Annotated in this window: 10 protein-coding genes and 1 rRNA gene; 7 read left to right on the top strand and 4 right to left on the bottom strand. The window is 42.7% G+C overall.

The window, feature by feature from the left end; translation table 11 throughout:
- Window positions 1-9 precede the first annotated feature (9 nt).
- Complete coding sequence (locus tag T530_RS13915; RefSeq protein ID WP_081773702.1) at window positions 10-2088, bottom strand: SulP family inorganic anion transporter; 2079 nt, start codon at window positions 2086-2088, stop codon at window positions 10-12.
- A 46-nt stretch (window positions 2089-2134) separates the two neighbouring features.
- On the opposite strand from T530_RS13915, the gene T530_RS0107800 reads away from it, so the two are divergent.
- Entirely contained in the window at window positions 2135-3064 is a 930-nt protein-coding gene (locus T530_RS0107800) for an exonuclease domain-containing protein (protein WP_027728527.1), read from the top strand.
- Between the two features lie 61 nt (window positions 3065-3125).
- Window positions 3126-5162 carry an EAL domain-containing protein gene (locus tag T530_RS0107795; RefSeq protein ID WP_027728526.1) on the top strand — a complete coding sequence of 679 codons (2037 nt, stop codon included), beginning with the start codon at window positions 3126-3128 and terminating at the stop codon, window positions 5160-5162.
- An 8-nt stretch (window positions 5163-5170) separates the two neighbouring features.
- Here the strand turns inward: T530_RS0107795 and T530_RS0107790 are convergent, their stop codons facing one another.
- Entirely contained in the window at window positions 5171-5542 is a 372-nt protein-coding gene (locus T530_RS0107790; protein WP_027728525.1) for a metal-dependent transcriptional regulator, read from the bottom strand.
- A gap of 20 nt (window positions 5543-5562) precedes the next feature.
- A complete protein-coding gene (locus T530_RS0107785) occupies window positions 5563-5970 on the bottom strand; it encodes a thioesterase family protein (protein ID WP_027728524.1) in 408 nt (135 codons plus the stop codon).
- A gap of 75 nt (window positions 5971-6045) precedes the next feature.
- On the opposite strand from T530_RS0107785, the gene T530_RS0107780 reads away from it, so the two are divergent.
- The 4 genes from T530_RS0107780 (at window position 6046) to T530_RS0107765 (ending at window position 11152) form a co-directional block, all read left to right on the top strand.
- A complete protein-coding gene (locus T530_RS0107780) occupies window positions 6046-7578 on the top strand; it encodes an ATP-dependent endonuclease (RefSeq protein WP_027728523.1) in 1533 nt (510 codons plus the stop codon).
- 328 nt (window positions 7579-7906) lie between these two features.
- Window positions 7907-8083: a hypothetical protein gene (locus T530_RS15200; RefSeq protein WP_197018260.1), complete on the top strand. Its 177-nt coding sequence runs from the start codon at window positions 7907-7909 to the stop codon at window positions 8081-8083.
- Window positions 8084-8117: 34 nt separating this feature from the next.
- Entirely contained in the window at window positions 8118-9674 is a 1557-nt protein-coding gene (locus tag T530_RS0107770; RefSeq protein WP_027728522.1) for a Na+/H+ antiporter NhaC family protein, read from the top strand.
- A 308-nt stretch (window positions 9675-9982) separates the two neighbouring features.
- Window positions 9983-11152, top strand: a complete 1170-nt coding sequence (locus T530_RS0107765; RefSeq protein WP_027728521.1) for a type III PLP-dependent enzyme — start codon at window positions 9983-9985, stop codon at window positions 11150-11152.
- A 203-nt stretch (window positions 11153-11355) separates the two neighbouring features.
- Here T530_RS0107765 and ilvB read toward each other — a convergent pair whose 3' ends face one another.
- Window positions 11356-13086, bottom strand: a complete 1731-nt coding sequence (ilvB, locus tag T530_RS0107760; RefSeq protein WP_027728520.1) for a biosynthetic-type acetolactate synthase large subunit — start codon at window positions 13084-13086, stop codon at window positions 11356-11358.
- Between the two features lie 920 nt (window positions 13087-14006).
- Here ilvB and T530_RS13910 point away from each other — a divergent pair.
- Window positions 14007-14474 (top strand): 16S ribosomal RNA (locus T530_RS13910); the annotation flags it as partial.

Genomic DNA, 14474 nt, shown 5'->3' with positions numbered 1-14474 from the left:
GGTTTTGAACTATGCTTCGCGACCGAAAGCTTTTTCACATGTAGACTCCATTTCACTTATGATATCTGCCACCTGCTTAGCCATTTCCGGGTTGAGCATGGCAAGTTCTTCAAAATACAATTCCTGCTCCAGTTCCATCTGTTCGGACTGGGGCATTATTTTTGATAGCGCCGCTAGAATCTTTTCGCTTTCTTCACCATAAGCCCATTCAATTTCTGCAATATGCTCTGTGTATTCGTTTTTCTCGTAGGTAGAAAAATCCGGGTTGTAGAGACTTTCCTCCGGCTGACGGACTTTTACCGGCTTTATATTTTCTGTGTCTTCCTGTGTGTAGGGCGGGGTAAAGCCTGCGTCGCGGAGGGCGTATAAAATGCGGGGACGGACAGCCATTTCTTCTATTAATTTTCGGGCGCCGAATTCCCGCAGCTGGTCGTTTACGCTGTTTACGTGGCCTGCGAGGACGAATTTTATTCCATGCTCCAGAAGTTCTGTGTAAAGTGCCAGAAGTCGTTCGGCGGCTGTTGCATCCACGCTGCTTATGCCGCTGGAATCTGCAATTACAAGGCGGATTGGCTGGGTGCGGGTGCAGGTATCACCTTCCACCGTTGATGCCTCCTGCCCGGCGGAAGGTGACACTTTTCCAGTTGTAAGTGCCGTTTGCCCGGCGGGCAGCGCCCCTTCCACCCCGCAGACCTTCCGAATATCGCTGCAAAAGCCTTCTATGTTTGCGTAAAAAAGCGGGGCTGAAAATCTGTAAATTACAACTCCTTTGAGCGGCAACGCCTGAGTGTTCCGTCTTGTGAGCGAGTAATAGCCCTTAATTCCCGGCACGATTCCCAGAAAATCGCTTGCGGGCTTTGAAAGGCGGATAATAAAAGTAACTGTCGCAAGAATTACGCCCACCACAACACCGTAAATCGTTCCGAATATCAAAACTGCAAAAAATGCTGCGTAAAAAATAAAGAATTCTGCCCGGTCAAGGTGCTTAAGCTTGTGTGCCAGACGGAATTCCAGGGTACCGATCAGGGCGGCAATTACAATTCCTGTAAGAACAGGCACCGGAAGATAGCTTATAAAGCCGGTTCCCAAAAGCAAAATCAGAGCCATACTTACGCTTGCGGTCACGCTCATAATCTGACTTTTTACGCCAAGCTGGTCCGCAATTCCCGAACGTGAAATGCTTCCGTTAATCGGGCAGGTGCCCGTAAGGGCGGCAGAAAGATTTCCCAGGGCGTAGGCAGCCACTTCCCGTCGCGGAATAATTTTTTCTTTATGCTTGCGTGAAAGATTTTCTGTTGCTAGAAGGGTCTCCGAAAGAATTACAATCGCAATTCCTGCGGTGTCGATTATCAGCTGGCGGGGGTGGGCAAGCACAAGGCTCAAATCCGGGATGATAAAGTGGGGAAGGCCTTTTGTAACTGCCGGTAAAGTCGCAATTCCAAGCCCGTTTAGCCTTTCTCCAAAAAGTCGGAAAATGCCCGCTCCAAGGAACATCAAAATCGGCTGCATGGGCAGTTTTGGGCAAAGCTTTCGCGTCACTAGTAAAATCACGATTGTACCCAGCCCCAGTGCCGCCGAGGGGGCATTAAAAACTTCCGCCTGCCTTACAATATGCAGCAAAAGCCCCAGAGCTTCCCCGTGAGTGGCAGTGCCTCCAAAAAGCTTTGGCAGCTGCATCAGAATAATCGTGGTACTGATTCCGCTTATAAAACCGCCCATCACAGGCTCAGAAATAAAAGTGATAATCCTGTCTGCCCGCAGCAAAAAGAATATACCAAGCCAGAGGGCAACAAAAAGCGTAATAACAGGTATGATGCGGGTTGCCGCGGCAGATTCGGAATTTATCCCCCAGGCTGCAATCATCCCTCCGACGATGGCAGCGGGCGCCGCGTCAACCCCGAATACAAAGCGGGGGCTCGAACTTACCAGGCCAAAAATCAAAATCGGGAGTAAAGAGCCGTAAAGGCCATAGACCACTGGCAGTCCAGCCACCGAAGCATAGCCCATGCTGATTGGAATAGAAACAAAGGCAATGATTACGCCCACAAATACATCATGAAAAAAATCCTTTTTAGATGGTATATTCATAGAAGAATTATAGCATGCTTTTTAAAAATCCAGTATTCTATGTTTTATGAACCACAAGCAATTTGTTTTTTTTGACTGCGAATGTGCAAATACTTATGAGGGAGTTGGAAAAATCTGCTCCCTGGGCTATGTAATTACTGATGATGAACTCAATGTTATAGAAAGTGAAGATGTTGTAATCAATCCTGAATGCGATTTTGACTGGTATCTGCTTTCTGCAAAAAATGAATGTCATCTTGCCTACTCAAAAGATTATTTCCGCGCCAAACCAAATTATGAATCCTATTACAAGGATATAAAAAAGCTTTTTACAACCGGAAACCGTTTTATTGCCGGCTTCGCTGTCGGTAATGACGTCAGCTTTGTAAACTCTGCAAACGAGCGCTATGAACTTCCTGACATCAACTTCCGTGCCTTTGACCTGGAAAAGCTTTTGAACAAACACTACGATAGCAAACGCAAGCTTAAGGAATGGGCAGAGTTTTTTGGGGTAAATCTTGCAAAGTTTCAGAGCCATAAATCTGTTGATGATGCAATGATGACAATGCTCTGCATGAAAAAGTTCTGCATGGAACAGGGAAAATCCTGTGAGCAGGTAATGCAGGAAAACAAGGATTTTTTCATTTCCAGCGAACAGATGCTGCAGGCTGCAGAAGAACGCGCTTACCGCAAGGAAATGCAGGAAAAAATTAAGCGTCTTTACAATAAGAAAAATCCTATGCCCCGCCATAAGGGAGTTCTTGGAGTTCACATTGAACTGGACGGTCACGTACTCAAGGATGTGGACTACGCTTTTGAGCTTGTAAAACGCATTTATGATAACGGCGGAATCGTTCACGAGCACTGTACCGGAAACGGCCTTTGCGTTTTTGATGTAGAAAATAAATCAGCTTTGAATGAAAATCTTGTCGCAAAAGTTGAAAAACGCGGACTTCAGGTAATAACTCTTGCTGAGCTGGAAGAAAAACTTGGTTAGAATAATCAGGAATAAAACGAAAATTTTAGACAAACAGGGATTTCAGGTTTATCATTAAAGTATGCATTTTTTGGAATTTGACATTGCAGCTTTTTTCTTAGGAATTCTTGTCATGTGGTTTTTCCATAAAAACCGCCCGATTCCAAATTTGCAGAATAAAATTTTCTATATTTTAATTATTACATCCTTTTCTGTTACAGTTCTTGATTTTGTGACAGTTGTTTTTACAACTTATGCGCTTTACCTTCCCCGCTGGCTTTTGTGGCTTGTAAACTGTCTTTATTTTACAGGCTCTGATTCCCTGGCAATGATCTGGGCAGCCTATTCCTATTCAATCGTAGAAAGAAGCACCCCGCCAACTAAAAAACAAAAGGCTTTTTTATGGTTTGCCATATATATTCCCTGGATTGCTGCCATTTGCCTTGTCTGGCTGACTCCGCTTCTTTCATCAAATTACGTAATTTTATTTTATTTTGATGAATTTAATCTTTATCACCGGTCAAATAATTTCTGGTTCTTTCTGATTCACGTGATTGTTGCCTACTATCTGATTTATTCCGTAGTAAATCTTTTTGTAAACTGGAAACGCGTAGAAAGACAGAAAATCGTGATGTTTTTGATTTACGCTGGAATTGTCGTTCTTTCCGTTGCCCTTCAGCTTACATTTGAAAGTCTTTTGATTGAATCCTTTGGAATTGCCGTGGCAACAATGGCCTTTTTGTTTTACATACAAAAGCCGGAAGACTTTATTGACTATCTTACGGGGCTTTACAATCAGAATGCTTTCATAAAGCTGATGCAGTATAAGTTTTCTACGGAAACACCTTATGTCTGCCTTGCCATTATCATTGATGATGTACCTTTTCTATCCCATACCTTCGGCTTTGCCCAGGTAAACAGACTTTATACTGATATTGCAGATTTCCTTAAGAGCAATTTTTCAGGCGGAATGATTTATAATCTTGACCGCGGACTTTTTGCAATTGTCTACAAAAGCCTTGGAGAAAGTGAACGACAGGAAATTATAAGTAAAATCCAGAACCGCTTCCGCCAGCCCTGGATAAAAGATACTGTTGAAATTAAGCTTTATTCCCGTCTTTGTATCATCGACTGTCCTAAAGACGCCCAGTCTGCCGAAGATACCCTTGATATAATCAATTTTGTTACAAACGATGACCGCTATAAGCTTGGCGTTGTTTTTGCCCATGAAATTGATATTGAAGAAAAAAAACGTACTGCTTATATTGAGCGTGTTTTGCGCGGCGGAATGAGTGAAGGTCGTTTTGAAGTTTATTATCAGCCGCTTTATTCAACTCAGAAAAAGCGTTTGATTGGCGCAGAAGCCTTAATCCGACTCCGGGATGCCAACGGCGAGTTTATTTCGCCGGAAGATTTTATCCCTATTTCTGAAAAAAATGGAACAATTCTCCGCATCGGCGAGTTTGTTTTTGAATCGGTTTGTAAGACACTTTCTTCAATTAATACCCGTGAACTTGGAATTGAAAAGGTTGATATTAATCTTTCTGTTGCCCAGTGCATGCAGGAAATTCTTGCCGACCAGATTTTGACTATAAAGAGCCTCTATAAGCTGCCTTCTTCTATAATTAATCTTGAAATTACAGAAACTGCGGTTGCCCATACTCCTGCAATTCTCTTAAAAAATATGGAACGCCTTTCTAAGGCTGGAATAGAACTTTCTCTTGATGATTACGGCTCTGGCTATTCAAACATGAATTATCTTTTGAGTCTGCCTTTCAAAATGGTAAAAATCGACAAATATATTGTCTGGGCAGCCCACAAGGATAAACGTGCTGCAACGGCTCTTGCTTATACAATCAAAATGATTAAGGCGCTTGAAATGGATGTGCTTGCGGAAGGAGTTGAAACAAAAGAGCAGGCGGAATGGCTTACTGAGCTTGGCTGCGACTATCTTCAGGGCTTTTATTTTTCAAAGCCAATTCCAAAAAATGATTTTATTGCCGTAATGAAGAAGAATTCAGAAAATTTGACTGAAGAAGAAAAACTTCCTCTTTCAGAAAATGAATTCTTAAAGGACATAGAATCTATAGATGATGTCGAAGAACTGGAAGAAATCTAACTTCCAGCTTACAGGCAGTGACAGTCTTCTACGTGCTTTTTGATGCAGTTGAAGGTTTCTTCGCTGATTACGTGCTCCATTTTGCAGGCATCATTTTCAGCTACATCTTCCGGCACGCCGATGTTTGTAAGGACTGCTGTAAGAACACGGTGGCGCTCATAAATGCGCTCTGCAATTTCGCGGCCTTTTTCTTCAAGGATAATGTTACCTTTTTCTGTGATGCTGATGTAATGCTCATCTTCCAGATTGTGAACGGTTACGCTTACGGAAGGACGTGAAAAATTCATCTCCCTTGCAATGTCAATTGAGCGTACATCACCTTTTTTTGAGAGTACTAAAATTGTTTCAAGATACATTTCTGCTGATTCGCGTATTTGCATATGTTACCTCTCTTTTACTTTTAGTTTGTTTCAGGTTTTAAGCCGTCTACCATAAACTCATCCGGCAGCTTTGTCGGGTGACCGTCTTCTTTTCTTACGATGCACCATTCTACATCTGCTTCAATGCAGACTGTTCCGTCGGCCTTTCTGATTGTCTGGTGGAAGGCTCCGTGAACGGTTTTGAGCAGGGTAGGGTAGCTGTCAACATAAAGGGTGTCGCCTAAAACTGCCATTGCCTTGTAGCGGATGTCGATATGGGTGATTGGAATTATGTAGCCGGCATTGAAAAAATCATTGTAGCGGAAGCCGATTTTATTAAGAAAATCCATGCGCGCGTGCTCAAGATAATTCTGATATACGGCGTTGTTTACGTGGTTGTAGGAATCAAGCTCATAAGAGCGCACTTCAATTTGTGTTGTAACTTTCATATAGAGCAATTCTAGCAAATTGCAGAAAAACTGTCATTGATTTTGGGGCCTTTCGGGCTTATTATAAAATAAGAAATGCTTCATCTTGATGTAAAAGTAAAGCTGCCCTTCCTCTGGGGAAAGGCGGTTTTTAAAAAATCAGAATGGCCTCAGATCAACCTGATTGTTGGTCCAAATGGAAGCGGAAAAACCCTTCTTGCCCAGGAAATTTCTTCAACCTTTTCTGCTGCCGGTTATAAGGTGCTTTTTTTGCAGCCTGGAACAAAAAATCATCAGAAAGCGGTTGAAGTTCTCCGCAAGGACGAAAGAATCCGGGGTAAAGTTGAAACAGTTCTTTCCGGCATGTTCAGAAAGACCATTCAGTTTGTAGACGACATTGACGGAACCTTTATTCCCGTTGTTACGAACCGGGCCTGGAATGTCGAATATGATTTGAATTCGGTGGAATGTCACGGCCTTAAGGAAATTATCATCCTGCTGGTCAATCTTTACAACAACGCAAATGACGTAATTATTTTTGATGAGCCTGAGCTGCACCTACATCCCCAGTTCCAGCAGTTTTTTATGAATGAACTTCGCAAGGTTGCCGGCCGCCACCGCAAGCGCCTCTTCTTTTTGATTTCTCATTCGCCATATTTTATTGATTTAAGGGTTTCTGAAGATCTTTTTGGCGTAATTGCCTGCCACACAAACAGCGAGCCCACCCATATCGACAGTCTTTCAGAATCTGATGATGATCTCTTCCGCCGCTTTTTGCCGCGATTTAATACCTACCACAAGCAGTTTTTCTTTTCGGACAACCAGATTTTTGTGGAGGGCTACACAGACCAGCAGATGTTTACAAATCTCCTTCCATTTATAGAAGATGAATATTCTTCTGCCGGAACTGGAATTATCGATGTTGGCGGAAAGGATGAGCTTGGCGTTTTCTGTAAGGTCTGCTCCCTTTTGGGAACAAACGGCCGCATCATAACGGATTTGGATTCTCTTTTCAGCGGAAAGCTTAGGGATGTTTTCTGTAAGGATGAAAGAGTCGAGCAGTGGCTTTCAAAGCAGGAAGAGCGCCAGTGGTCTTTTTATGAAACGATTTTCAGCCAGAAAGAGCTTAATCATTCAATAAATCTTGAAAGGCTGATTTTCAGGCTGGAACGCTATCTTACTGCCATCGGAAAGGAAATGCTTTCTAAGGAAGAGCAGGCTCCGAAAAAGCTGTCACTTTATATAGAAAAGCTTGAAGCGCTTAAAATAAAGCATGTGAATGTAGAAAGCGTTGATACTTTTAAGACAGTCCTTCTGCAGGGAATTTTACTTTTTACGCCGGAGCTTGAAAAATATCTTTCAAAGGAAAATGCCCGAAATCTCCCCCTTATCAAAAATCTTTATTCGATTATTCTTGCCGCTGCCGAGGCTGCCCGGGTTTATATTCTTCCCCGCGGCTGCATAGAACACTATTACGTCCGCAACGATATTTTCTTTATGCCCGTTCCCGGTAAAGACCGGCTTTTTCATGCTGAGCTTGAGCACATCACAAGTGCCAGCCCCAAGGTTATCCGCCGCGACTATTCCGAGCTGATTGGAATTTTAGAAAAGGCTTTGCAAAGAATTTAGATACAAGGTAAGTAAAATTGGCGCGAAGGAGCAAAGCATGGAACAAAAACATTCTATTTTTGTCTGCCGCGCTAGCGGCGCATTCAATAGTTTCCTTACAAAAATAGCATGTAGCGCCTTATGGCGCGGTTTTGGGCCATGCTTTGCGACTGGGAGCCAATTTTAGGAAAGCTTAATTATATGGGTAAAAGGTTTCTATACATAAAAACAAATTTTGTGGTAAAATAATAAGAAGTAAAGCTAAAAAATTGCTGCATCGCAATTTTTTTTAACGCTTTGCTATTGAACACCGGCGGCTCTGACCGGCCGCCTTACACAGAGGTAATCTATGGAAAAAGTTGAAATTTCTAATGAAAAAGCTTTGAAAGCCCTTGAGCAGATGAAAACTTACTGCTCGGCTACGAATCTTGATGAATTAAATTACGTCATCAAAGTAATGAAAAAACTTCGTGATGCAGGTGTTACAAAACCTCTGGAAGCTGATTTTTCTTCCCTGAAAAATTAATTTTATACATATATCATAAAAAAAAGGAAAAATTATGACAAATTCGTTCTGGTCTTTAGTGCCCGCAATTGTTGCGATTGTTCTGGCCCTTTGTACAAAGGAAGTTTATTCTTCCCTCTTTATTGGAATTGTGATTGGCGGTATTTTCTATGCCATTGATGCTGCAAGTGGTTTTGCAGGATTTTTTAATCATGTCTTTAAAGACGGCATGATTTCCCAGCTTTCTGACAGCTGGAACGTTGGTATCCTTGTTTTCCTGGTTGTGCTTGGAACTATGGTTGCCCTTATGAACAGAGCCGGAGGTTCTGCTGCCTTTGGTAACTGGGCAAAAAAACACATCAAGACTAAGGTTGGCGCCCAGGTTGCTACAATCTGCCTTGGTATTCTGATTTTTATTGATGACTACTTCAACTGTCTGACCGTAGGTTCGGTTATGAAGCCTGTTACAGACAAGTACGGCGTTTCAAAATCAAAGCTTGCTTATTTGATTGATGCAACTGCCGCTCCTGTTTGTATCATCGCTCCAATCTCTTCCTGGGCCGCAGCCGTTAGCGGTTTTGTAAGCGAGGGTGAAAACGGAATCGCCCTTTTCTGTAAGGCAATTCCTTTCAACTTTTATGCTTTCTTCACTCTGATTATGATGTTTGCCATGGTTTTCATGCGCTTTGAGTATGGAACTATGTCGGCTTATGAAAAGGCCCTCGATTCAATGGCAAATGATGATTCAGAACCTGAATCGTCTGAAGAAGATAACGCAAAAAATGGAAAGGTAATCGACCTTGTTCTTCCAATCGTTCTTCTGATTGTATTCTGCGTACTTGGAATGATTTATACAGGCGGCTTCTTCAGCGCTCAGGTTGCTGGCGAAAACGAAGGCGAGATGGTTGCAAACGGCAGCTATCTGAACTTTATCGAGGCTTTTGCCGGAAGTGATGCTTCTGTCGGTCTTGTTCTCGGTTCTTTTGCCGCCTTCATCCTGACTTTGCTTTTCTATATTCCACGCAGGGTTCTTTCATTTAAGGCTTCTATGCTTTGTATCCCAGACGGATTTAAGGCAATGGTTCCAGCTATTTTGATTTTGACTCTTGCATGGACTCTTAAAGCTATGACAGACAGCCTTGGTGCCGCATCTTATGTTGCAGGCCTTGTAGAAGGCTCTGCAAAGGGCTTCCAGAACTTCCTCCCTGCAATCATCTTTGTTATTGCCCTCTTCCTTGCCTTTGCAACTGGAACTTCATGGGGAACCTTCGGAATCCTTATTCCAATCTGTATTGCGGCCTTCCCTGAAGGCGGACTCCGCATAATTTCGATTTCTGCATGTATGGCAGGTGCTGTCTGCGGTGACCACATTTCACCAATCTCTGATACAACAATTATGGCCAGTGCCGGTGCCCAGTGTGATCACGTAAATCACGTTGCAACCCAGATGCCTTATGCCTTCTCTGTAGCAGCCGTTTCTTTCGTAACCTACATCGTTGCAGGCTTTACACAGAGCATGGGAATTGTAGCCAGCGCCCTTATTTCATGGGTAGTTGGTCTTGCAGGCCTCTTCTGCTTCCTCTTCTTTATGAAAAAGAAGGTAACTAAGTAGAAAAAAATCGAAACTTGTAAGGTAAGTAAAAATGGCGTGAAGGAGTGAAGTATGCTTCGCGACTGGTAGCCATTTTTACGAATTAGCACTTTTTAGAATTTTTACTATATTTATGAATAAGGCTTATGGCATTTAAGCCTTATTTTTTTATAATTTTTTTTCAAAACATATTTATCATTCTTTCTTTTTCTTTTACTATCACCTTTACCATTGAAAAAATCAGGGTTCCTGCAGAGCAATGTGGGCGGAAAAGGAGCTTTTCAGCTTGGTGAGTGTTTTCCGCTATTTTTTACGAACAGGTAAAAGCCATGTTTAATCGTAAAGACTATGTCAGTGACAAGGACTGGCAGAATTTTCTGGAGTTTTCAAAAGATTTAGAAACACCAAACATTGTTATCAACGTCAACACAGTGAAGCAGAATTACATCAAGCTTCGCGACTCTTTCCCTTACGCCCGTATTTATTACGCCGTAAAGTCAAATCCCGGTGAGCCGGTTCTTAAAATGCTTGTAGATATGGGCTCGAATTTCGACATTGCTTCCCGCTATGAGCTTGATTTAATCAATAAATTTGATGTAAGCCCGGACCGCCTTTCTTACGGAAACACAATCAAAAAAGCAAAGGATATTAAATATTTTTATGATAAGGGTGTACGCATGTTTGCTACAGACAGCAAGGATGACCTTAAAAACATTGCAGAGCAGGCACCTGGAAGCCGCATTTATGTGCGTATCCTTATTGAATCTACAACGACTGCCGACTGGCCTTTGAGCCGGAAATTCGGCTGTCATCCTGATATGGCTTATGACCTTTTAGTTCAGGCCCGCGAGCTTGGCCTTACTCCCTACGGAATCAGCTTCCATGTTGGAAGTCAGCAGCGCGATATTGGTCAGTGGAACGATGCCATTGCCAAGGCAAAATACCTCTTTACTTCCCTTGAAGAAGAGGAGGGTATCCGTCTTTCTATGATTAATATGGGCGGCGGTTTCCCTGCAAGCTATGTGGATCCTACAAATGATTTGAGCACTTATGCTTCGGAAATTACCCGCTACATTCAGGAAGACTTTGGAGATGATATTCCGGAGATTATTCTTGAGCCTGGTCGCTCGCTGGTTGGTGACAGCGGCATTCTTACAAGTGAGGTTGTTCTTACTTCCCGCAAAAACAACACTGCCCTCAACCGCTGGGTTTATATTGATGCCGGAAAATTCAACGGCCTTATTGAAACTCTTGATGAAGCCATTAAATATCCGCTTATTACAAGCAAAGACGGCCCTAATGAAAAGGAAGGGGAGGTTATAATTGCCGGCCCGACCTGCGACAGTATGGATATCATGTACGAAAATGCCAAATACAAGCTGCCGGTTTCCCTTAAAGCCGGCGACAAAATCTACTGGCTTTCAACTGGCGCCTACACAAGCACTTACGCCAGCGTAGCCTTCAACGGTTTCCCGCCGATTAAGACTTACTTTATGTGAGTGAAGCAGCTATGCTGCTTCTTGATTAATAGCAAAGCGTTAAAGAAAATTGCGAACAGCAATTTTCTAGCTTTACATATCTAAAAAAAAGCCACAGATTCACACGGATGAACACAGATAAAACTTCTTATCTGTGAAAATCTGTGTCCCATCTGTGGCTATTTTTACAGGAGGGGGGGGGCTCGTTAGCCCCGGATTATCATCTAATCCATCACATCCTTGCTCAATTCCATAATCATGCTGTAAATCGCACTTCCTCCCGGAACCATAGGCAATACCATTTCGTCTTTGTCTACGCGGGCATCAATAATTGCAGCTTTTCCGCTCTTGAATGCCTCCTCAAAGACTTTGGCAAATTCCTTAGCGTTAGTGGCACGGTAACCTTTAATTCCGTAAGCTTCGGCAAGCTTTACCCAGTCAGGACCAAAATCAAGAGTAGTCTGGCTGAAGCGCTTTCCGTAGAAGAGACGCTGCCACATACGAACGTTTCCAAGCGCATTATTGTTTTCTACAACAACCACCAGCGGCAGGTTGTAGTGAGCAACAGTTGCAAGTTCGTTGCAGTTCATGCGGAAGGAACCGTCACCTGCAATGTGAACTACGCGGTTTTTCTTGTCTGCGCACAAAATACCGATTGCGGCACCTGTTCCATATCCCATAGTTCCCAAGCCGCCGCTTGTAATAAACTTGCGTGATTTTGTAAAAGGGTAGAACTGTGCTGTCCACATCTGATGCTGACCAACTTCTGTTGTGATGAAGGTATCAGGACCTGCAACGCGGGCAATTTCTTCACAGATGAATTTCGGATTAATCGATTTTTCAGGATTTTTGTCATAGCAGCTAGGATATTCTTTCTTCCATGCGTCAATCTGCTTAAGCCATTCTTTGTGCTCAGCCTTTTTAATCATAGGAGTAAGCTTTGAAAGAACAGTTTTTGCATCGCCGATTACGCTTGAATAAGTTGCAATATTCTTGCTGATTTCAGCCGGGTCAATATCAATGTGAAGAATCTTAGCTTTATTTGCAAATTTATCAGCATTTCCGTAAACTCGGTCACTGAAGCGTGCGCCAATAGCAATAACAAGGTCACTTTCTGTAACACCCATGTTACTTGCCTTTGTTCCGTGCATTCCCACCATCCATGTACAAAGAGGATTATCAGCAGGGAAGCAGTCGCGGGCCATCAAACTTTCGCTTACAGGAATCTGAGCCTTTTCTGCAAATTCAAGAAGCTCCTTTTCAGCGCCAGAGATTTTTACACCACCACCGGCATAAATAATAGGGCGTTCAGAAGCATTAATCAGCTCTGCCGCAGCCTTAAGCTGGCCTTCATCAGGATCGCTTACAGTAATTACACGGCGGATATTTTCGTGACCGTTAGCCAGAATCTCCGCATCATTAATATTTTTCAAAGGTTCGTATTCAGTTTCAGCCGCAGTAATATCCTTCGGGATATCAATCAAAACAGGTCCTGGACGTCCGGTCTTAGCAATCGCAAATGCCTCACGGATAGTCTGAGCCAGCTCCTTAATATCCATAACGATAAAATTGTGCTTGGTGATAGGCATTGTAACGCCGGTAATGTCGATTTCCTGGAAAGAATCCTTACCCAAAAGCGAACGTCCAACGTTACATGTAATTGCAACCATCGGAATAGAGTCCATATAGGCAGTTGCAATACCAGTTACCAGGTTAGTTGCGCCAGGACCCGAAGTTGCCATACAAACACCCACGCGTCCAGTTGCGCGCGCATAACCGTCAGCCGCATGAGCCGCCCCCTGTTCGTGCGCTGTCAAAATATGAGTCAAGCGTTTTTCATTCTTATAAAGCTCATCGTAAATATTAAGGATTGCTCCTCCCGGATACCCGAACACAGTATCCACTCCCTGTTCAATAAGACATTCAATTACAATCTGCGAACCGTTCAGTTTCAAAATCAACCTCGCTTAAAAATATTTCTCTTGATTTTATCTATTTTACACCTTTTGTACAATATTAACCAATATTTCAGACCTTAAGTATTTATAAAGATTTTCTATTATAAAATCCCAAAGCAGTCCCCCTCGTAACCGTCCTTCCGCGGTTCGGTACCCCTCAGTAGCGTCCGTCTGCTCCCGCAGCCGCCCGCCACCGCTCCGCGCCGCTCCAGCCCGGGCTATGCTGCTTTTTTCATTTGGAATAATTGTATTTCTTCGTAAAAGAATTCTTTTATCTGTAGATTAATAGGAAATTTGTTTTATCTAACATTGTAGAAAAAAAATGCGCAGCGGGCTTTTGTATTTGCGGAGTATAGAAACGCTATCAGAACGCTCCCCTTAAATATCTTGTGGTAACGAATTCCGATATCTCATACGAAAAGCTTACCTGCATTTCTCGTCGGAGCAAATACGGTAGCCTGCGAAAGCATTTTTCTGCAAATTTATGTAAAAAAACTGCAAATTTGTATTTTTTTTCAAAAAAAATTAAAAATTTCCACACCCTATTTTCTTATAATATAATCACTTATAAATATTTTTATAAAAAAGTTAAAAATTTTTCAAAAATTTTAACTTTTGCTGTTGACACTTTTTTCTAAAACATATATATTCATATTCACCGTCGCACAGCACTGCTGAGCGACAAAATAAAAACCGAAAACAAGAAAAATATAGGTTTTAAGTGTTTGACAGTTTAAGGAAGGAAAGAAAAGTAGAACAAGTAAGGTTCTAAATTGCGATTTAATCGCTAGTTTAGTTCTAAAAGTTGACTTCATGTTTTTATCAGTTTTATTCAAAACTGATTCTTAATCAATTCAACTATAATTGGTTAGGTTCTTACAATTTATGAGATCAATACCCTTCGGGGTTTTGAAATAATCATGGAGAGTTTGATCCTGGCTCAGAACGAACGCTGGCGGCGCGTCTTAAGCATGCAAGTCGAGCGTGATTGATTAGCTTGCTAATCATGAAAGCGGCGGACTGGTGAGTAACGCGTGGGTGACGTACCCTTTTGATGGGGATAGCTCCTAGAAATAGGAGATAATACCGAATACGCTTGATGTTGTCAGAGGACACCAAGGAAAGGTTCTTTTGAACCGCAGAAGGAGCGGCCCGCGTACTATTAGCTGGTTGGTGAGGTAACGGCCCACCAAGGCGACGATAGTTACCCGGCCTGAGAGGGTGAACGGGCACATTGGGACTGAGATACGGCCCAGACTCCTACGGGAGGCAGCAGCTAAGAATATTCCGCAATGCACGAAAGTGTGACGGAGCGACGCCGCGTGGACGATGAAGGCCGGAAGGTTGTAAAGTCCTTTTTAATATGAGGAATAAGTAAGGTGAGA

The sequence above is a fragment of the Treponema sp. C6A8 genome, from assembly GCF_000619925.1.
GTDB lineage: Bacteria > Spirochaetota > Spirochaetia > Treponematales > Treponemataceae > Treponema_D.
The sequence above is the reverse complement of the archived record's forward strand: the minus strand, read 5'-3'. Positions and strand labels throughout refer to the sequence as shown.

Bases quoted from the DNA above. Each gene is read 5' to 3' on its own strand.
- T530_RS13915 (WP_081773702.1), bottom strand. From the start codon at position 2,088: ATGAATATACCATCTAAAAAGGATTTTTTTCATGATGTATTTGTGGGC.
- T530_RS0107800 (WP_027728527.1), top strand. From the start codon at position 2,135: ATGAACCACAAGCAATTTGTTTTTTTTGACTGCGAATGTGCAAATACT.
- T530_RS0107795 (WP_027728526.1), top strand. From the start codon at position 3,126: ATGCATTTTTTGGAATTTGACATTGCAGCTTTTTTCTTAGGAATTCTT.
- T530_RS0107790 (WP_027728525.1), bottom strand. From the start codon at position 5,542: ATGCAAATACGCGAATCAGCAGAAATGTATCTTGAAACAATTTTAGTA.
- T530_RS0107785 (WP_027728524.1), bottom strand. From the start codon at position 5,970: ATGAAAGTTACAACACAAATTGAAGTGCGCTCTTATGAGCTTGATTCC.
- T530_RS0107780 (WP_027728523.1), top strand. From the start codon at position 6,046: ATGCTTCATCTTGATGTAAAAGTAAAGCTGCCCTTCCTCTGGGGAAAG.
- T530_RS15200 (WP_197018260.1), top strand. From the start codon at position 7,907: ATGGAAAAAGTTGAAATTTCTAATGAAAAAGCTTTGAAAGCCCTTGAG.
- T530_RS0107770 (WP_027728522.1), top strand. From the start codon at position 8,118: ATGACAAATTCGTTCTGGTCTTTAGTGCCCGCAATTGTTGCGATTGTT.
- T530_RS0107765 (WP_027728521.1), top strand. From the start codon at position 9,983: ATGTTTAATCGTAAAGACTATGTCAGTGACAAGGACTGGCAGAATTTT.